Raw genomic sequence first — 20,211 nt, 5'->3', positions numbered from 1 at the left:
CACACGTACCGCCAAAGTGCGCGTAGAGACAGCCAATCCCGGCATGGAGCTAAAACCGGAGATGTATGCCAACGCACTCATCAACGCTCCGCTTAAACAATATAACAATGAGGTTGTTATTCCCAAGTCGGCCATCCTCTGGACAGGAAAGCGTTCCATCGTCTACGTGAAACAGCCCGACACCGAGACACCCGCCTTCCTGCTTCGGGAAATAGAACTGGGACCGTCGCTCGGTGACGCCTATGTGGTATTGTCCGGCATCAACGACGGAGAAGAGATTGTGACCAATGGCGCATTTACCATCGATGCCAGTGCACAGTTGGCAGGGAAACGCAGCATGATGAACGATGAAGCAGGAAGGGCAGTAACGGGGCACGAGGGGCATACAATGAATGGGGCCACTCCAGCAAGTACAGCACCCCCCACGGGACATGAGGGTCACAACATGCAAGCCGCGGCTTCGGGCAGTGAGCATGCGATGCTGGCGGTGCAGGGTTTGTGCGAGATGTGCAAGGATCGCATTGAGAAAGCAGCAAAATCTGTCAGTGGTGTCACTTCTGCAAGTTGGGACATCAAGACAAAACAGTTGCATCTCAATTTTGATCCGGTAAAGACATCGGCAGATGCTGTTGCCAAAGCCATTGCCAAAGCAGGACATGATACCGATAAATATAAGGCAGACAAGGCAACATACGATGCATTGCCTGCTTGCTGCAAATACAGAGGTTAACAATCAAATTATTAAAATTTTAAACTGTAACAAAGATGAAAACAACAATTTTAGCAACATTCGCACTGAGTACACTCTTATTCATTGCCTGCAACTCAGGATCATCCGGCAAGAACAATTCAGCACCAGATAATGAAATGGAACACATGGAAACGGGCACCCAACACAACGAAACGGATCACATGACAGCCGGTGGTGCCCACGAAGAACATGCCATGCTCAATGTGAATGGAAAATGTGAAATGTGCAAGGACCGCATTGAAAAAGCGGCGAAGGAAGTGGAAGGCGTTTCATTTGCAAGCTGGGAGATGGAGAAACAAGTATTGCATTTGAATTACGATCCCGAGAAAACATCGCCCGACAACATTGCAAAGGCCGTAGCCAAAGCCGGTCACGACACCGACAAGTTTAAGGCCGACCAGGCAGCGTACAATGCCTTGCCCGAATGTTGCAAATACAGAAATTAATTAATGCAATAGATTTTTTTGGTTAGGGGGGAATATCCCGTTTGGATATTTCCCCCTGTTTAAATATGAAAAAAAATGGAACACACAAATGTGAATAACGACGGAAAACATGTGCATGATTCACACAGCCATCATGAACACGAGATGCACCATCATGCAATGCATGAAGGGCACGATATGCACGGCCATACACGCGTGACACATGATCACATGAATCATACGGGTGATGAAGGGCACGATCATGCCGGCGGACATTTGGGGCATATGGCACACATGGGAAACCTGAAGCAGAAATTCTGGGTGTCTCTCATCATCACCATCCCGATCATTTTGCTGTCCACTTTTATGGGTGAGAAACTACCATTTCAGTTTTCTTTTCCGGGATCAGACTGGGTTGTGCTGGTATTGTCCTCCATTCTGTTCTTTTATGGCGGTACTCCTTTTTTGAAAGGAGCCCAAATGGAGTTGAAGGAAAAGAATCCCGCCATGATGACCCTGATCTCAATGGGTATTACGGTGGCATACATTTATAGCGTCTATGCTTTTATTTCGAATCATTTCTTCCCGGATGCCGAGCACCGGATGGACTTTTTCTGGGAGTTGGCTACCCTGATTGTCATCATGTTGCTGGGACACTGGATTGAGATGAGAGCAGTAGGCAATGCCGGCAACGCACTGCAAAAGATGGCAGAACTGCTTCCGGGAAGCGCTCGTCTGGTAGATGAGCATGGTAATATTACCGATGTGGATCTCAAACAAATCCAGATCGGGCAACTGTTAATCGTCAACGCCGGAGAAAAAATCCCCACAGATGGTAAAATTGTGGAAGGGAACACCACTGTCAACGAATCGATGGTGACTGGAGAAGCCAAAGCAGTCAAGAAGACCAAGGGTGATAAAGTGATTGGAGGGGCCGTGAACGGAAACGGTACAATAAAGATTGAAGTGACAGGTACCGGTGAATCGGGTTTCCTTGCACAGGTGATGAAGCTTGTCAGTGAAGCGCAACAGGAGAAATCGCGCTCAGAGACACTCTCCGATAAAGTGGCCAGAGCATTGTTCTACGTGGCCGTCACGGTGGGTGTAATTGCATTTGTCGTTTGGCTGTTGCTCACGAAAAATGTAGATATCGCACTTGAGCGGCTGGTAACCGTACTGATCATCGCCTGTCCCCATGCACTCGGGCTTGCCATACCGCTGGTAGTGGCCCGTTCTACATCACTGGGTGCGAGCAACGGCCTGCTTATCCGAAACAGGGTTGCACTGGAAAAGTCGAAAGAGATCGCGGTGGTCACGATGGATAAGACCGGCACACTCACAGAGGGAGATTTTCGTGTTTCCGCTGTTGAGTCCCTATCCGAGAAGTGGAGCAACGACGAAGTTTTGCGCCTGATGGCATCGCTGGAGAGCCATTCCAACCATCCCCTGGCTATCGGCATTATGGAAAAAGCGGAAAAGCGGAATATTCGCTTTCCGGCACCTCAGAATGTAACGGTCATCAGTGGCACCGGTCTGAGTGGATCGGCAGAAGGCAAGCAGCTGCTGATCGTAAAACCAGCTTATCTTGATCAGCACAATCTGTCTTACGACAACAATCGATACCAGGAGTTGGCTCAGAAAGGGAACTCGGTAAGTTATCTGATTGTGGACAATGAAGTGGCCGGTATTGTCGCACAAGGCGATGAGATTAAGGAAGAAGCCAAAACCACTGTGGATGGTTTGAAACGGATGCACATTACGCCTGTAATGCTCACGGGCGATAATGAAGATTACGCCAAGAGCGTGGCATCACAGGTTGGCATCACCGAAGTACACGCAGAACTCCTGCCTCAGGACAAGGAAAAACTCATTCAATCCTGGCAACATAGCGGGAAGCCGGTCATGATGGTGGGCGACGGGGTAAACGATGCGCCTGCACTGGCCAGGGCAGATATTGGAGTGGCCATTGGTGCAGGAACAGACGTGGCCATTGATTCGGCCGATGTGGTACTGGTCAAAAGCAACCCATCCGACATCCTGCATTTTTTCTCGCTGGCAAAGAATACAACCCGAAAGATGGTGCAGAATCTCTGGTGGGGAGCAGGCTATAACATCATTGCCATTCCGCTCGCAGCAGGCGTGCTGGCTCCGGTAGGGATCATATTGAGTCCGGCCGTGGGAGCCGTACTGATGTCCATCAGTACCATTGTGGTCGCGCTCAACTCAATGACGTTAAAATTATCCTAGATATTTTGTTTTTTTATAGTATTTCTGCATCTTTGCAAAAGAGTTGTTGAAATTAGATGTTTTTGTTGTATAAAAGATCAAGCACATTAAAATGTAATATTTTCTTAACGGTTATGTAACATTTAATAACCATCTTTGTAACGTAAAATAAAATTGCGTAATAACAGCTGGTGAAATGTTTTTGCATGGATAAGCATCTTGAGGCAAAACACTTAATAAATTTATCAAAGGGTGATCATCGTTCTTACGAATTACTATTCCTTACCTATCATCCGAAGATCTATCATTTTTTATCGGGTTTCATAAAAAATGAGGAAGAAGCATATGATATGGCCCAGGAAATATTTTATAAAGTGTGGGTAAATCGCACGGCCATGAAAGAAGTCAAGTCATTTAAGGCTTATTTGTTCACCATGGCAAGACATATGATTTATAACCAATACGAACACAACCTTGTAAAGGAAAAATACAATCTCAGTCGTTTAAACCAATCTGAGACCTATGAGCCGGAAGAAGAACTGTTTGCCAAAGATCTCTCTCTTTTGATCGACTTGGTAATCTCGAAAATGCCCCTGCAACGTCAACGTATTTTTATGATGAGCCGGAAAGAAGGGCTTTCGAGTGATGAGATTGCTTCCCGCCTGAGTATTCACAAGCGGACAGTTGAGAATCACATTTCCAACGCGCTGACCGATTTAAAAAAAGCACTTCAATATGTTTCTCTCCTCTTTCTTTAACAATAACAAGAACTGCATTGTAGTGCACAACCAACCTGCATCGTTTCGTTATTTTTTCTAAAAAATATTTTATTTGTGCGTTTCCCGCTGAATGCCTGTCTACCATTATAAAGACTAAATCGGCCCGATTGAAAAAATCTTTCCATAGGCAGTGAACAAATAAAATGGATAAAAATTTTATTCGCATACTGATATTCCGTTTTTTTGAGAATGATTTTCCTCAAAAAACTTTTCTTAAATTCCAGCAGTGGCTTACCCGCGAAGAAGATAGCGAGCTAAAAGACGATGTGCTTCAGGAATTGTGGGAACGAGAAACGACAGAAGCCAATGCACGTACTTTACTGGCTTTGAAGGAAATGAATAAACGGATAAGAAAAGAAAAAAAATCCAGCCATCTGTCGTTATCGCGCCGTCTGCTTCGTATTGCCTCGATTCTGATTTTGCCTGTCATAGGTGGATTGACCACCTATTGGATCGTGCGTGATAACTTTGAATCAACCATTCCAAAAACGGAAATAGTAGAACATATTGTACCTGACGGAGAGATGAAGCAGATTCTTTTACCGGATGGTTCTGAAGTATGGCTAAATGCCGGTTCTATGTTATTATATGCTGATAACCTTCCCGGGAAGAATCGACATTTATTTCTGAATGGAGAAGCTACTTTTCAGGTTAAAAAGGATCCCGAACGACCTTTTATCGTGAAGACCCAACATATGCAGATAGAGGCTCTGGGAACCACATTCAACGTACGATCATATATAGATATGGGCAGTACGGCAGTTACCCTTGAGGAAGGGTTGGTCAGAGTAGGTGTCACCGGAAAAGTAAATCTGTCGGAAGTGATTCATCCCAACGAACAGTTTGTTTATGATCACCGTCTGGGAATAACCTCGTTATTACAGGTTGATGCTGAACTTATTTCAAGATGGAGGGAGGGTTACCTTGTTTTCGAGGATGCATCTTTTGAGGAGATAATCCACACGGTGGAGCGACGTTTCAATGTTATTATTCAGTATGATGTGAGAAAGTACGGAGGAGGACGTTTCTCGGTAAAATATACGCCTTATGAAAATGTGGAACAGGTATTAAACATTCTGGAAACATTGAATCCGGGATTAAAATGGCACAGAGAAGAGAATGCGATTTACATTGAATAATATGATGGATTGAGAGAAGGAGAAATGCGCATGGGAAAAAGAGCCGGGAAGCTTGTAGCGCAGGCTTCCCGGGTTGAAATCGTTAAATACCATACATCGTTTATATCCATGGAGTAAATACAAGGATAATTATATAAAGTACTAACAATCAGTTTACAAAATTATGAAAATAAATGAGAATAAAAACAGAATAAGGACAATTTATTTGTGTCGGTTCTTGTTTCTGTTTATAGCCTTTTCATTCTTCCAGACACAATCCTCCTGGGGGCAATCTGTTTCTCTTTCCAATAACAGGTTAACACTCAGAACTGCTTTTTCCGAAATAGAAAAACAGACCAACATGTCGGTCGATTATAACCGCGAAATAATCGATGTAAACAAAACGGTTACCCTACCCCGTAAAAGCGGTTCCCTTGCCAATATAATGACCGCACTGTTCAAAGATAGCGATTATACATACAGTGTAAAGGAAAATCACATCATCATCACCAAAGCTCCCGTGGTTGCACAGCCGCCGGCAAGTAAGAATATAACCGGTAGGATTGTGGATAAAGAGGGTGTACCCATCATCGGTGCTAACATCATAGAAAAGGGAACCGTCAATGGAACGGTAACCGATATAGATGGAAATTTCTCGTTTCAGGTAAAGGAAAACGCCACCCTCCAGATCTCCTACATCGGCTATCTTCCACAGGAAGTAAACAGCCACGATAATACCGTGGTAGAGATTATTCTGCAGGAAGATTCGAAAACATTGGATGAGGTTGTGGTGATCGGCTACGGAACAGAACGTCGTTCACTGGTTACCAGCGCCATCAGTAAATTATCGGTCGATGAGTCGAATATGAGACAAATCAACAGCCCCACCCAATTATTGGACGGACGTATTGCCGGGGTGTCTGTAGGCAGTAGTTCTGGGAACCTGGGGAGCGGGGAGAAAATCAGTGTGCGCGGTATGGCATCATTAAATGCCAGCAATGAGCCGCTATATGTGATTGATGGCATTCCTATTACAGATCATAATGCCAACCTGTTTAATTTTGGTGAGTCGATGAGCTCTTTGGCAGGCATCAGCCTGGGTGATATCGAATCAATCAGTATACTCAAGGATGCGGCCTCAGCAGCTATTTATGGATCCAGAGCCACCAACGGGGTTGTTGTAATTACAACCAAATCTGGAAAAGCAGGCAGGTCTGATATAAGAATCAATTATAGTACCGGCATTTCACAATTTCCAAATAGGGGAAAACTTAAAGTAACTGATTCAGAAACATATCTGATGCAATACAACGAGGGAGTCGATAATTATAATAAGCAGTACGGACTGAGCGTAGGGGATCCGAATTATAAAACATACTTGCAAAACCCATTTGGGAATATGCCGGATACCGACTGGATGAGCCTAATCACACAAACCGGTAAAATGCAGAAGATAGATGTATCTTTTTCAGGCGGCAGCCAGAAAACAACATTTTATGTAGGAGCTGATTATTCCCATCAAACGGGGATTATCAGAACCAATAAGATGGAGAAAATTAACCTGAAAGCTAAAATTTCGCATGAAATGAATAGCTGGCTTGAAGTAGGAGCTAACACTTCGGGTAATTATATGAAAAATCATCAGGTACCGGGAGCAAGTCTGGGATCCACAATTATTGGACGCTCAATCCTGCAAAGACCATTCGCCCGTCCCTATAAACCAAATGGAGAATATTACGTGGGAGGAACGGATGATCTGAGGTTTCATAATCCCATGCAGATATTGAATGAACAAATTGCATATCTGGAGAACCTGCGGTTCCTGGGTACATTTTATACCCAATTTAAATTCAAGGATATTCTCACATTCAAAACCTCACTGAACACGGATATATTGAATATCTATGACTATACCTACTACAACGAAAATCATCCTTACGGAACAGGTGTAGGTCGCCTTTTGGATTATAACAGAACCATAACCAACATAATGATAGACAATGTTTTGAATTATCGGGACATGTTTGGTGATTTTTCGGTCAACGGCATGCTGGGTCATTCGTTTCAAAAAATAGGGCATCGGGATATCAACTTGGATGGCAGAGGATTTCCAAGTCCATCGTTCGATGTAATCGGAGTTGCCGCTGAAATTGCCGGACATTCCGGGAACAACGTAGCCTACGCGATGGAGTCCTACTTTGGTCGTGCATCTACCGCTTACAAAGAGAGATATATTCTTACGGCCACGCTGAGGACGGATGGTTCTTCCAAGTTTCACAGAGACAGGCGGTGGGGATGGTTTCCGTCTCTTTCTTTGGGATGGAACGTGTCGGAAGAGGAGTTCATGAAAGAATCCGACATAGATTTCAAGTTCAGGATGAGCTATGGGAGAACCGGTAATCAGGAAGGCATCGGACGTTACGCTTACCAGTCGTTCCTTTCCGGAGGAAATAACTATGGTGGTGTGAGCGGTATAGCAACTGGTAACAATGATTTTGGGAACGTAGATGTAACCTGGGAGAAGGCCGACCAGTATGATATCGGTTTCGACTTGTCTTTCCTGAAAGGGAGGATAAACACCATGGTCGATTTGTATCAGAAAAATACAACCGACCTGCTCTATGATATGCCGATGCATGCCACTACGGGTAGGACCAACACGCTCACAAACATTGGTTCCATGCAAAACAGAGGAATCGAGTTTACGCTCAATACACACTTCAACATCAATAAAGTAGATTGGCTCACCCAATTTAATATCGCCCATAACAGCAATAAAATAACCCGCTTATTGGATCACAATAATCCCATATCGATTGGTGGCAACAGGGCATTGCAAGTAGGCCAGGAGCTTGGGATCTTCTACATTTTCAAGCAGGAAGGTATTTATCAATACGACGGTGAAGTACCCGCAGAGCAATATGCCATGGGAGTGAGAGCGGGCGATGTGAAATGGAAAGATGTAGATGGAAATGGGATTATCAACGACAGTGACCGGATGGTGACAGGTTCTTCCAATCCGGATTTCTTTGGAGGATTTAATAACAGTTTCAGATACAATAATTTTCAGTTCGATATGTTTTTTACCTATATGTACGGTAACAACGTATTCGCACAGTGGCAGAACGACCTGTCGAAAGTAGGACATACCAATGCGGTAATGCAGAAATATGTCGACCGGCGATGGACTGGTCCCGGAACAACCAATAAGTATCCGAGATCCGTGGTTGGTGATACCAATAATACAAGAAACTCAACGCGAATTCTGGAGGACGGCTCATTTATCCGTCTCCGTAGCCTGACCCTTGCATACGATGTGCCAAAGAAATTTTTAGAAAGATACGATGTAAACGGATTAAGACTTTATCTTCAGGGAGACAACCTGTTTATTCTGACAAAATATACCGGATGGGATCCCGAAACCAGTGATAATATGGATCCAAGATTCTTTGGAGTTGCAACTTTGGGAGTACCCCAGCCCAGGGTCTTTAGTTTTGGGGTCAATCTTAATTTTTAATCTGAAAAAAGAATGATATGAAGACTTATATTTATATTCTCCTGAGTATACTTTTATTTTCATCGTGTGCCGATTATCTGGATCTCTATTCCAGATCGGCCATTCCACCGGAGGCGGTTACTGAAGGAGACTTACCTGCATTGCGAATCGGTATGTATAATTTTGTACAAAACAAGCCCGGCGTACGTGCTTTTATGATGCACGATCTGTTGGGTGGAGGCATTCAAACCACGACGGGGAGCGCAAGAGACCTTATAAACAACACGTTGAGTCCACTCAATGCGTATATCCAGGGCAGCTGGGATGGCTATTTCAATGCTCTTTTTCAGGCAAATACCGTGATTGAAGTGACCGACAGGTTCTCTACAGTGCAATCCCAGCTTATCAAGGGAGAAGCGCTTTATTTTAGAGCCTATATCTATTTCTGCCTGGCTACACGCTGGGGAGGGGTTCCTATTTTGGAGAAAAATACGTTGGAGAAAGTGTCAAGAAATACGCTGGGAGAAGTATGGAATTTTATTGATCAAGATTTGGAACTGGCAACCAAATTGTTGACGGATGCACCTACATCCTATTATTATGTGTCAAAGGATGCGGCAATAGCTTTGCGTGCCAGGGTGGCCCTTAGCAGCGGAGATTATGCCAATGCGGCGAAATATGCAGAATCTTTGATTGTAAAAGGGAAATATAAATTGGATAGCTTCGACAAGATTTTCCGAAAAAAAGCCAACACGGAAATTATTTTCGCTTTTGAAAACCGCACGGAAGAATCATCCATCAACATCAGCGATCTGTATTATACGTATGATCATCCCAATAAAGGGCAGGGGTCCTATAAGCCGACAGATGCTACCATCGCACTTTTTGCCGATGAAGACAATAGAAGAGATATCACGCTGATAAATATCGGAGGCCGTACCACGATCAATAAATATGAAAGCGGTCAAACCGGACGTGATCCCGTAATTATCTCACGCATTGCCGAGATGTACCTGATCAGTGCAGAAGCACAGGGTTTGGGGAACGGTATTGCACGATTAAACGAACTAAGGGTTTTCAGAGGTCTGGCACCTGTCACAGCTGCAAATTCCAGTGAATATCTGAATCTGATTCTCGACGAAAGGGTGCGTGAATTGGTTGGAGAGAACTTTATGTACCACGATTACGTGAGAACGGGCGTAGCTGTTGAGAAATTGGGAATCTTGCCTCATCAGGTTCTCCATCCCATACCGGGTAGAGAGCTTCAGAACAATCCAAATTTAACTCCCAACCCGGGCTATTAATATTGTGGTATACTAAAGACGAAATACAATGAAAAAATTTCAACTATTTATATGGATATTCTTTGCAGTAGCCATCATTGGCAGCTGCGACGACAGTGTAGATTACAACAATCATTATGAAGCTGTTCCCCGGACTCCTGCAGGAATCAAACTGGTGGAGAATACAAACCTGATTGCAGCGATACACGCTGATAGCACATACAGAGTAACAGAGGGGGTACAGGTTACGGAAATAGCTTATACAAGCATGAAGGGCTCTGCGATGAAAATATTTATACTCGAAGTCGATCTCAACAACTCTTCTGTGAACATGAAAGTATCCATGCCCGACGGAATAAATCGTTTCGGGATGCAAACGATGACAGAACAGGCTGTTTACATGGATAGTCAAAATGAGAAGGTGTGGGCAGGGTTTAATGCCGATTTTTACAATATGTCCACCGGTATTCCACGTGGTCCCGTGCATCGCGATGGCGTGGCTGTGAAGACTAGTTTTGATAGCGGAGACAGAGGTATCTTTGCCCTGACGGATAAAAAGAAAGCACTGGTTGCTACCCGAATTGAATATCCTGAAGTGGTAAAGCGGTTGAAACTACAGGAAGCAGTCGGTGGAGGAGCCTCATTACTGAGTGAAGGAAATATCCTTTCCCAAACCGACCAGACAGTGGAACCCCGGACATGTGTCGGAATTTCAGCAGACAGCACGCAGGTGTATGTGCTGGCTGTAGATGGACGGAATTTTTCTTATTCTACAGGAATGCAGTTGGAGGAGCTAGCAGCAGTTTTAAAAGCTTTGGGAGCATCCACCGGAATCAATCTGGATGGGGGCGGTTCCACTACATTTTTTGTAAGAAATACACCCGATTTCTCAGCAAACAGGTTTACGATCAGAAACTGGCCTTCCGATAATGGTGGTAAGGAGAGAGCGGTGGCAAACGGAGTAGTAATCATTTCCAAAAATTAGTTCAAGATGAAAGTAGCATTCAATAAATATATCAATCTTTTATTCTTCAGTTTTTTGATGCTTGCCTTAGTCGCATGTTCTGAAGACATAAATGATTCTTATTTTGATCCGAAGAATCCCGAATTATCCATGGATCAAAATGAAATAAACGTACCCAAAGAAGGTGGCGAATTTTCTGTCAATATCTCGTCCAACCTCCCATGGAGGGCTGAAGCCAAAGATACATGGGTGTCGCTGGAGGGAGCGCAAAACATACAAAGTGGGGTGCTGACAGTGAAAATTACTATCAACAGAACATTGGCTGTCCGCGAAACAGAAATCGCATTATGGATTACCTCCGATGAAAAAAAGATGATAAAGATCACGCAGGCACCCAGCGAAGCAAGTGATCTGATTGAACATTATTACGTAAAATCGGAGGGACAAATCAATGCCGATGGCAAATCCTGGGCTACCGCAACCACACTCGAAACAGCGCTGGATAAAGCTGTCCGTGGAGATTTTATCCACCTGGCAGCAGGGATCTACCATCCCACAAGAACCATCGCGAATGGAAAAGCCGATGATTCCAAGGATAAAACGTTTGAAATACACAGCAACATAACCCTGATAGGGGGATATCCTGCCAATGCAGCGGAAGGATCAACATCCGATCCGGTAAATAATGAAACGATTTTAAGCGGTATGCTGGGTAGCGATAAAGTATATCACGCCATGGCAATTACTGCCCCGGCAGAGAACGGTCAAAAAGTCACATTAAAAGGATTGACCATCAGAGATGGACGTGCTGCGGCAAGTGGAACAGGTAGCGTAGCTGTCAATGGTGCCAACTATTTCAGATACTATGGAGGAGGCGTGATCGTGGCCAAATCGGTGGTTAAGATGATTGATTGTAATATAACCGATAACTCTTCGGGAGTTCATGCCGCGGGAATGTATATATTTGGAGGAGCCACAGTAAGACTGGAAAATTCTACCGTGCAGAACAACAGTGGCCTTACCACAAGTTCCAACGGAGGAGGAATTTTTGTGGATGCCTCCACCTTGTATTTAATCGACTCCAAGGTTATTAACAACGGAACCACCGGTGTGGGAGGGGGTATCTATAGTTTTAATTCCACCAGTTCCACGTACACTTACATTTATAATTCGCTGATTTCAGGTAACAACAACAACCTACTTGGCTCTCATCCCACAAGAAAAGGAGGAGGATTCTATGGCAGAGAAAACTCAGTGACTGTGATGGTGAATACAACCATTCATGGTAACACGGGGGGCGTTGGTGCAGGAGTGGCTATTCACGGGCCTTCAGGTAATGAAGCAAAGCTGAATCTGATCAGTTGCACGGTTACAGGTAATATAGCCCTGACCAATCATGGTGGATATGAGGGGCATGCCAGCTCTGTAATAAACTTTCATAACTCAATTGTATCGGGTAATGGAGGTGCTGTGGAAGGATATCAGCCGGCAACCTTCAGAAACTCACTTTTTGGAAGCACTATTTACGGGGCCGAGAACAATGCAATTCCCGGTTTATCTTTCGATCCTGCTTCCATGATCGAAGCGTTGGCTGACAACGGCGGAAAAACCAATACCTGTTTACTTACGGGAAGCAACAATCCGGCACAGATTTACGGTATGACCAGCGAAGAACTGAAAGCACTCGGTGAAGGATTTAATCCTCCTGTGGATGAGTTGATCATCACGAAGGACCAGATCGGATTAAGTCGGACAGGGAAAAAGACAATGGGTGCATGCGTTAAGTAATGCCATAAATACAATATCATTCCGGGAGAGCCAAAAACGGCTCTCCCAATTTTAATATGTTTACTATGAAATCAAAAAATATCACTTTTTTTTTATTTATTATTACTTTATTTTTCAGCATTGGAGCTTATGCACAAAAATCAAAAGTGCTGTCGGAGTATACCGGTTTGATAAAAGCAATTTATTCCGATGTGAATTATGGGGTTACGGATGGCGTAAAAAGTACCGAAATAGCTTTCGAGGCCACGAATGGGAAGGCGATGAAAATATTCATTCTTGAGGTGGATCTGCAACAACCATCCCTATCCCTGAAAGTTACCATGCCCGATGGAAGAAATAGTTACGGCATGCAACAGATGACCCGGCAGGCCGCATCAATGGACAGCGTGGGTCACGTTGTATGGGCGGGGGTAAATGCCGATTTTTATGATATGAAAACGGGTGTTCCCAGGGGAGTGCTGCATCGCAATGGACAAATATTAAAAACGAATTACGACGAAGGGAACAGGGGCTTTTTTGCCATAACGAAAGATAAAAAAGCGCTGGCAGGTACAAACAAGGAGTATCCCGGGGTATCTTCAAGCCTGCAATTGCAGGAAGTGGTAGGTGGTGGGGCCATTCTCCTGAAGAACGGAGTTCCTTTATCCCAATCCAATAAAACTGTAGAACCCAGAACCTGTGTGGGAATAACGGCGGATAGCACCCGGGTGTTTTTCCTGGCTGTTGATGGCAGAGATGTTCCCTATTCAAATGGGATGACCCTCGAAGAGTTGGCTATGTGTCTGAAAGCTTTGGGTGCTCATAATGCAATTAATCTCGATGGCGGTGGATCTACAACCTATTTCGTACGCCGCTTCCCCGCTTTCAGAGATGACAGGTTTGACATCAGGAACCGCCCTTCCGACTATAGCGGTGAAAGGGCAGTAGCCAATGGGATTGTCGTGATTTCGAATTTATAATATCAAACCGGATATCAGCCAGCCTACCGTAGAATCGTTATCGATTTATAGTCACATCTTTGAACATATAACCATTATCACTTACTCTTAAAGGTTTGCCGCTTTCAGCGGTCACGTTTTTAAGGATGACTTCCTTCGTGATGATATATGGATATTTTTCCACATACGTCTCATCCACCATTTGCTTATTAAAATTTGCAAAGATGGCGGGACCCATATAAGTCTCCGGATGGCCGGCATCTTCAATTTTAAGATTCTCTATGGTAATTTTTTCCGGCATATAGCAAGTATACCCGAAATCATGCTGACCGGAATTGGATCCGCCAATCAGGTTCACGCTTCCTGATTTCACACTGCGGGGTACAAATATGCAATCGCGGATGATAAATTCACCTTCCCAGGTGCTGCCATAATCGGAACGCAGGTTAATAAGATTGTTTCCTCGTATGGTAGAATTCTCCACAATAAAAGTTCCGCTGCCAATGGCATTTATTCCCTGATGTCCCAGCGTTGAATTTCGGATGGTGGCATTGGCCACACCCATGTGGGCATCGAACCGGGAGAAGGTGCAATGATCATATACCAGGTTCTTACAGTAATTGGATCCCATGATCCCCCAGTAAGCAGAGTTGTTAATATCATTCGTCTGGCTACAATTCTCGAATGTGATGTTCAATGCCCGGTTGATATTTATATCGTAGGTACCCATGGAGACTGGCACCCCGGCCGAACCGATGGTCTGGTATACTTTATGGCCGGTCAGGATTGTATTTTTCACCGTGATATGGGCACAGTTCGTGATACTGATGAAACCACCGTAGGGTGCACCATGCTCCCCTTCGTCGGTGATACGATGTTCCAGTCCATCCACAATCACATTGGATCGCTTAATCGCGATGCCCCGGGCATAGTAACTGTATTTCGAATCTTCCCTGTTCGCGATGGTTGTAAATTTTCCACCGGTAATGGTCAGTTCCGTTTCATCAATAGGAAGCACAACAATATCTGTAACCTGATCAAAATCCCAGATGATGGGTGTATTTGCATCCACTACACCGTTTTTATCGACAACAAACACGTCTGTTTGTGCAGAGCCGTTGTTTTGATTGGCGCCGTATCGGATATAGCGTTTTACGTTGGAATCGGTTACAGTCACGAGGCAAGAACCTGGCAGTGAAATATCCAACTTTTGTTGGTTTCTTTTCAATGAAGTAATGTTGGCGGGTTTAAATGACTGTTTGCCCGAGTTGACCGAGAAAATATGTGCGTTCCGGTCCTCCACGTGGGTGTCATCAATCATGAATGACGCAGTACCAAAATCGGTATTTGTCCGGACGTCAGCCGTCAGTTTTCTTGCCCCGATATAGTACGTAGCCTTGTCGTCGCCTTTTACGGTCAGGTTATGCTGATTGGCGAAAAGATGTGTTGCAACAATGGCTGTCATGTCATCGGTCTTTCCATCTCCTTTGGCTCCAAAATCGCTGTAACGGACCCATCCGTTTGCAATAAATTTTTTGATATCATCCTGAGAGGGTGTCCCCTTTTTGGATTCTGACTGGGTTTCGTCCGGGAGAATCCCTTTATCGGGCAGTGTCTGACAGGATATCTGGGTAAAGTTACACAGAAAGACAAGGGAAAAAATTATAAGGTATACTCGTTTCATGAAAAAATATTTGTAAAAAATTTAATAATAGTCTTCCGACAAATTTACAATTTTTTTTTTAATTCATGATATCGGCATTCCTTTAAAAAACTATTCCTCCATTAAAAATGAGATAGGGTCGGTAAGATATTCCATTACATGATAAATAAAGCGGGTTGTTTCGCCGCCGTCCACAATGCGGTGATCCACGGTGAGTGAAAGCGGCATGATATGACCGATCACAATTTCATTGTCTTTCACGATGGGTGTCTGCAATATTCTTCCAATCCCCAATATGCCTGCCTGCGGATAATTGAGTACGGGCGTGGCAAAAATTCCACCAATGGATCCAAAGCTGGTAATGGAGAAAGAACCCTCTTTCATCTCATCGATGGTCAGCTTCCGTTTTCTCGCCTTGTCGGCCAGTTCTCCGATCAGCTGCGCTATACGGAAGATCGACAAGCGATCGGCATCCCGTATGACCGGTACCACAAGTCCATCGGGAGCATCCACGGCAATGCCGATATGATAACGGTTGCGGACAATCATCCGGCTATTTTCAGTATCGATCTGTGAATTGAGTTGGGGATGTTTCTTCAATGCCATGGCCACCGCTTTCACAATAAATGCCAGATAGGTCAACTTAACCCCCTTTTCGGCAAACTTTTGTTTATACCGGTCTCTCACAGCCATTAATCCTGATATCTCCACTTCTTCAAAAACCGACATGTGGGCGGCATTGTGTTTGGCGTGAATCATGTTTCTGGCTATGGCCTTTCGGATCTGTGTCAATGGCAGGTAGGTCACATCCTCAGCTGCCGTTGCTTTGTCTGGCTGGGTGGGAGCAGCTCCCTGTATTCCAGTTTTGAAATTCAGAATATCTTCGCTTTTCACCCTTCCCGAGGGGCCACTGCCCGGCACGTTATTGATGTTAATTCCCATTTCTTTGGCCATGGCCCTGGCAACCGGTGTAGCCAGGGCTTTGCGTGACGGCACATTCAACGAAGCATCACCCTCTTTTGTACCTTCAATGCTTTCGGGCATTATGGCATCTTTCTCGGCCACTTCCATGGTTCCCACCACCGCACCGGCATCTTCTTCCGTCTCGGAAATAGGTTCGGTGGTCACATTCTCTTTCTTCTCTTCCGGCTGATGGCTTTCCTGTGCGCCACCGACAGCTTCGGTCTCAATCTCCACAAGTGGCGAACCCACTTTGATGACATCGCCCACGCTGCCATGCAGTAGTGCAATCATGCCCTGCCTGGGCGATGGGATGTCGGCCACCACCTTATCTGTCTCCATCTGTACAAGCGGGTCACCTTCCTTTACCTGTTGTCCTTCAGCGACGTACCATTCCAGGATGGTTCCTTCTTCGAGTCCTTCTCCTAAATCGGGGAAATTAAATGTATACCTCATCAGAATTTCTTTTTTTAAATGGTGTTGAAACCGCAATAGCCGGATTAAAAGTTGAATGTCTTTTCTATTTCGTAAAAAATACGTTCAGGGGAAATAATGAAATACTGTTCTCCTTGTGCCAGCGGGACAATGGTATCAAAGCCCATCACCCTGCGGGGAGGAGCCTCCAGATAAAGGAATGCTTCCTCATTGGTGATGGCGATCAGCTCCGAACCCACGCTGAATGATTCGTGTGCCTCGGCTACCACAACCATCCGGCCTGTTTTCCGCACCGAATTGCGGATGGTTTCCCTGTCGATGGGATAGATGGTACGCAGATCGATCAGTTCTACCGAGATGCCGGCTTCCTCGGCCATGGCAATGGCTTTCTGACATTCCCGGATCAACGCACCGAAGGCAACGACGGTGACGTCGGAGCCATCGTGGATCACTTTGGCCTTACCCAGTGGCAGGCTATATTTTTCGTCCGGCACCTCCTGTTTGATGGCCCGGTAAATTCGTTTCGGCTCCATGAAGACGACCGGGTCGTTGCTCTCAATGGCCGAAATCAACAACCCTTTGGCATCGTAGGGAGTGGAGGGTATCACTACCTTAAGCCCGGGTATGTGTGCGTAAAGTGCTTCCGGACTATCGGAATGATGCTCCAGTGCATTGATACCACCACCATAGGGGAAACGGATTACCATGGGCATCGTATATTTTCCCCGCGATCGGTTTTGCATCCGCGACACATTCGAAGCGATCTGGTTAAAGGCAGGATAGGTAAACCCTTCAAACTGTAATTCCACAATCGGTCTGAGACCGGAGACAGCCATTCCCAGTGCGGTACCCACGATACCCGACTCAGCCAGGGGGGAGTCGAACACCCGTTCCACACCATATTTCTTCTGTAACCCCTCAGTCACACGAAAGACGCCTCCTTCCACACCCACATCTTCGCCATAAACAACGACAGCATCATCCTCTTTTAATTTGATATCCAAAGCGTTGTTAATCGCTTTCACCATGGTCATCACACTCATCTCCTGTTCTCCTTCCAGCTTAAGAATTGTTCGTACTCCGACTTTTGTCTCTTGAGATCATCCGGCATCTCGGAATACATATACGCAAACACCTCGTTGTGCGGATAATGCTTGTTTTGTTCTGCATCGAGAAACTGCCCGTTGATCTGTTGTTTGTATTCTTCCGTCAGTTTCTCCACATCGATGTTCCATATTCCCTTTTTTTCCATATAACGTCTTAGTCTCATCAACGGATCAGTCAGCCCCCACTCTGTCTCTTCCTCCTTTTTGCGGTACTTGGTGGGATCATCGGAGGTGGTATGTGCTCCCAGCCGATAGGTAAACGCTTCAATCAATACAGGCCCCTTTCCTGAGAGAGCATACTCGGCAGCAGTTTTGTAGGCCAGATACATCGCAAAGAAATCGTTCCCGTCCACTTTGATACCCGGGATACCGAAAGCGACCGACTTCACGGCGAGGTTGACCGATTTCGTCTGTGACTTGACCGGTACTGAGATGACGTACTGGTTATTTTGTATGGTGAAGACAACCGGCACCTGCCACACACCGGCAAAGTTCAACGCTTCACTGAAATCGCCCTCCGACGTACCTCCATCACCGATAAAGGTAAAGACTGCTTCATCCTTTTTTTGGTATTTTACGGAGTATCCAATACCGGTAGCGTGGTGTAGCTGGGTTCCTATTGAAATGGCAATGGGCAATGTATGGTTGGCATTTTTAAAACTGCCTCCATGCTCATTTCCCAGATAAAAAAGAAACATCTCTTTCATGGTCACCCCTTTTGCCAGCAGGGTACCCATTTCCCGAAAGGCCGGCACCAGCCAGTCCTGCTCTCTGATGTGCATGCCGGCTGCGATGTGTATGGCTTCCTGTCCCAGGTTGGGCGTGTAGGTATACATGCGTCCCTGGCGTTGAAAAGAGATCGCCATTTCATCGGCTATCCGCTCATAATGCATCTGTTTATATGCATTAATAACGGTATCATCATCGAGCGTAGGCATATATTTCTGATTAATCACATGCCCATCATTGTCGATGAGAGAGAACATTTTATCTTCTAATGGATTATAGTCACGGAAAATTGCAGGTAAATCGTTTTGAATCATTTATCTGTTTTTTTGAAAGAATTTAAATTTCAGCTGTGATTATTCGCTGCGTATATAACAATTCGACAAAAAAATTGTTTTTGAGCATGAGAATAATCAGACAATTACAGCCGCTCAAAAACCATGTGTGTGGAAACTGCAAACCTGTTCCATATATTAATCACACCAATTGCCACAATGATTTGTGCAATTTCATGATCGGTAAAGATTCCTTTTGCCCGCTGATATGTTTCTTCGGTCAGTCCCTTGTCGGCAATACATGTAATTTCCTCAGTCATTTGCAAGGCGACTCTCTCTTCTTCGGTGAACAAGGGTGATTCCCACCAGGCGGAAACGGCAAAGAGCCGTCTATGGTCTTCTCCAAGCTCCAGTGCATCTTTGGTATGCATGGCAATACAAAAGGCACATCCGTTAATTTGGGAAGCCCTGATTTTGATCAACTCCTTCAGACTTTTGCTCAAACCGGTCTGATTCAAATATTTTTCGAGCCCCATCATAGCCTTGTAAGATTCCGGCTCAAGCTCATGTATGTTAATTCTTTCTGTCATTGCTGTAATTTTTATATAAAAAAATGGTAAACCTATTCAGATTATAAAAATCTGAATAGACATAACAAAAAAGCAACATAAAAGTTGGGTCACTCTGCAAAGGATTTCAAACTCGGGCCGTATGAACATTCTCCGCTCAAATCATGTTATAGCTTACAAAACCATCCGACAAAAACAAAACCGGAACAAAGTTTAAAATATCGCAACCGATGAGCTTAAGAAATCTCTTTGCACTTTTCTTTTCTATTATTATGTTAGCCCAATCAGGATGCGATGCCGACAGCCGAAATGAAGGCAAAAACAGGGATATCGGCATCATTCCTGAAGATACCATTCATTCTATTCCCAAAGAAAAGAAAATTGTGACCCAGGAGGATATTGTTTTGAAAAAAGATTTACAATATGATCAATATACGCTGGAGGATGAATATCCGTATCAGGATACGGTTCGCAAATTTCAATGGGAGAAGATAAAAAAAGAAATAGTTCGTGTGGAGAATGCTGTTTCCGAAGGAGGTTCCTGGGGTGTGTTAAGTAATTACAAAAATAAAAACGGGGAAGCGCCAACCATAAAAGATTTCGTGCGAAATGATTATGGACGGGTATCCGACCAACAGGGTGTGGAGCGCTATCAATCAGTGCCACTATATGATGCGGAGGGAGACACCACGCTGGTACGATATGGCCG

General features: G+C 44.8%; 15 protein-coding genes and 1 pseudogene. 11 read left to right on the top strand and 5 right to left on the bottom strand.

Going from position 1 to position 20,211, the window contains the following annotated elements; translation table 11 throughout:
- From B4G81_RS07845 to B4G81_RS07800, 10 genes are all read left to right on the top strand, one after another.
- Positions 1-730 (top strand): cation transporter (locus B4G81_RS07845; protein WP_294081434.1); only part of this gene is annotated, 730 nt, incomplete at its 5' end.
- Between the two features lie 35 nt (positions 731-765).
- Positions 766-1,197 carry a heavy-metal-associated domain-containing protein gene (locus B4G81_RS07840; RefSeq protein ID WP_294081433.1) on the top strand — a complete coding sequence of 144 codons (432 nt, stop codon included), beginning with the start codon at positions 766-768 and terminating at the stop codon, positions 1,195-1,197.
- 75 nt (positions 1,198-1,272) lie between these two features.
- Positions 1,273-3,423, top strand: a complete 2,151-nt coding sequence (locus B4G81_RS07835; RefSeq protein WP_422662142.1) for a heavy metal translocating P-type ATPase — start codon at positions 1,273-1,275, stop codon at positions 3,421-3,423.
- Positions 3,424-3,608: 185 nt separating this feature from the next.
- Complete coding sequence (locus tag B4G81_RS07830; RefSeq protein ID WP_294081432.1) at positions 3,609-4,160, top strand: RNA polymerase sigma-70 factor; 552 nt, start codon at positions 3,609-3,611, stop codon at positions 4,158-4,160.
- 164 nt (positions 4,161-4,324) lie between these two features.
- A complete protein-coding gene (locus B4G81_RS07825; RefSeq protein ID WP_294081431.1) occupies positions 4,325-5,320 on the top strand; it encodes a FecR family protein in 996 nt (331 codons plus the stop codon).
- 163 nt (positions 5,321-5,483) lie between these two features.
- Positions 5,484-8,816, top strand: coding sequence for a TonB-dependent receptor (locus B4G81_RS07820; protein ID WP_294081430.1), 3,333 nt, complete (start codon positions 5,484-5,486; stop codon positions 8,814-8,816).
- A gap of 17 nt (positions 8,817-8,833) precedes the next feature.
- A complete protein-coding gene (locus B4G81_RS07815; protein WP_294081429.1) occupies positions 8,834-10,099 on the top strand; it encodes a RagB/SusD family nutrient uptake outer membrane protein in 1,266 nt (421 codons plus the stop codon).
- 28 nt (positions 10,100-10,127) lie between these two features.
- A complete protein-coding gene (locus B4G81_RS07810; RefSeq protein WP_294081428.1) occupies positions 10,128-11,063 on the top strand; it encodes a phosphodiester glycosidase family protein in 936 nt (311 codons plus the stop codon).
- Positions 11,064-11,069: 6 nt separating this feature from the next.
- Positions 11,070-12,830 (top strand): hypothetical protein, encoded by a 1,761-nt coding sequence (locus B4G81_RS07805; protein ID WP_294081427.1) that lies wholly within the window; start codon positions 11,070-11,072, stop codon positions 12,828-12,830.
- A gap of 65 nt (positions 12,831-12,895) precedes the next feature.
- Positions 12,896-13,789, top strand: a complete 894-nt coding sequence (locus tag B4G81_RS07800; RefSeq protein WP_294081426.1) for a phosphodiester glycosidase family protein — start codon at positions 12,896-12,898, stop codon at positions 13,787-13,789.
- A gap of 37 nt (positions 13,790-13,826) precedes the next feature.
- Here the strand turns inward: B4G81_RS07800 and B4G81_RS07795 are convergent, their stop codons facing one another.
- The 5 genes from B4G81_RS07795 to B4G81_RS07775 all read right to left on the bottom strand — a co-directional run bounded on the left by B4G81_RS07795 (position 13,827) and on the right by B4G81_RS07775 (position 19,523).
- Positions 13,827-15,452 (bottom strand): hypothetical protein, encoded by a 1,626-nt coding sequence (locus B4G81_RS07795; RefSeq protein WP_294081425.1) that lies wholly within the window; start codon positions 15,450-15,452, stop codon positions 13,827-13,829.
- A gap of 90 nt (positions 15,453-15,542) precedes the next feature.
- Positions 15,543-16,847: a dihydrolipoamide acetyltransferase family protein gene (locus B4G81_RS07790; protein ID WP_294081424.1), complete on the bottom strand. Its 1,305-nt coding sequence runs from the start codon at positions 16,845-16,847 to the stop codon at positions 15,543-15,545.
- 44 nt (positions 16,848-16,891) lie between these two features.
- Positions 16,892-17,869, bottom strand: a complete 978-nt coding sequence (locus B4G81_RS07785; RefSeq protein ID WP_294081423.1) for an alpha-ketoacid dehydrogenase subunit beta — start codon at positions 17,867-17,869, stop codon at positions 16,892-16,894.
- A complete protein-coding gene (pdhA, locus tag B4G81_RS07780; protein WP_294081422.1) occupies positions 17,866-18,975 on the bottom strand; it encodes a pyruvate dehydrogenase (acetyl-transferring) E1 component subunit alpha in 1,110 nt (369 codons plus the stop codon). Before pdhA ends, B4G81_RS07785 begins: the two co-directional genes overlap by 4 nt.
- A gap of 104 nt (positions 18,976-19,079) precedes the next feature.
- A complete protein-coding gene (locus tag B4G81_RS07775) occupies positions 19,080-19,523 on the bottom strand; it encodes a carboxymuconolactone decarboxylase family protein (RefSeq protein ID WP_294081421.1) in 444 nt (147 codons plus the stop codon).
- 209 nt (positions 19,524-19,732) lie between these two features.
- Here B4G81_RS07775 and B4G81_RS07770 point away from each other — a divergent pair.
- Positions 19,733-20,211 (top strand): annotated as a pseudogene (locus B4G81_RS07770) (murein L,D-transpeptidase); the annotation flags it as partial.

The sequence above is a fragment of the Proteiniphilum sp. UBA5384 genome, from assembly GCF_002410825.1.
GTDB lineage: Bacteria > Bacteroidota > Bacteroidia > Bacteroidales > Dysgonomonadaceae > Proteiniphilum.
This window is presented reverse-complemented; position numbering and strand designations above follow the sequence as displayed.

Excerpts from the sequence above, each read along its gene's own strand:
- B4G81_RS07840 (WP_294081433.1), top strand. The coding sequence starts at position 766 with ATGAAAACAACAATTTTAGCAACATTCGCACTGAGTACACTCTTATTC.
- B4G81_RS07835 (WP_422662142.1), top strand. The coding sequence starts at position 1,273 with ATGGAACACACAAATGTGAATAACGACGGAAAACATGTGCATGATTCA.
- B4G81_RS07830 (WP_294081432.1), top strand. The coding sequence starts at position 3,609 with ATGGATAAGCATCTTGAGGCAAAACACTTAATAAATTTATCAAAGGGT.
- B4G81_RS07825 (WP_294081431.1), top strand. The coding sequence starts at position 4,325 with ATGGATAAAAATTTTATTCGCATACTGATATTCCGTTTTTTTGAGAAT.
- B4G81_RS07820 (WP_294081430.1), top strand. The coding sequence starts at position 5,484 with ATGAAAATAAATGAGAATAAAAACAGAATAAGGACAATTTATTTGTGT.
- B4G81_RS07815 (WP_294081429.1), top strand. The coding sequence starts at position 8,834 with ATGAAGACTTATATTTATATTCTCCTGAGTATACTTTTATTTTCATCG.
- B4G81_RS07810 (WP_294081428.1), top strand. The coding sequence starts at position 10,128 with ATGAAAAAATTTCAACTATTTATATGGATATTCTTTGCAGTAGCCATC.
- B4G81_RS07805 (WP_294081427.1), top strand. The coding sequence starts at position 11,070 with ATGAAAGTAGCATTCAATAAATATATCAATCTTTTATTCTTCAGTTTT.
- B4G81_RS07800 (WP_294081426.1), top strand. The coding sequence starts at position 12,896 with ATGAAATCAAAAAATATCACTTTTTTTTTATTTATTATTACTTTATTT.
- B4G81_RS07795 (WP_294081425.1), bottom strand. The coding sequence starts at position 15,452 with ATGAAACGAGTATACCTTATAATTTTTTCCCTTGTCTTTCTGTGTAAC.
- B4G81_RS07790 (WP_294081424.1), bottom strand. The coding sequence starts at position 16,847 with ATGAGGTATACATTTAATTTCCCCGATTTAGGAGAAGGACTCGAAGAA.
- B4G81_RS07785 (WP_294081423.1), bottom strand. The coding sequence starts at position 17,869 with ATGAGTGTGATGACCATGGTGAAAGCGATTAACAACGCTTTGGATATC.
- pdhA (WP_294081422.1), bottom strand. The coding sequence starts at position 18,975 with ATGATTCAAAACGATTTACCTGCAATTTTCCGTGACTATAATCCATTA.
- B4G81_RS07775 (WP_294081421.1), bottom strand. The coding sequence starts at position 19,523 with ATGACAGAAAGAATTAACATACATGAGCTTGAGCCGGAATCTTACAAG.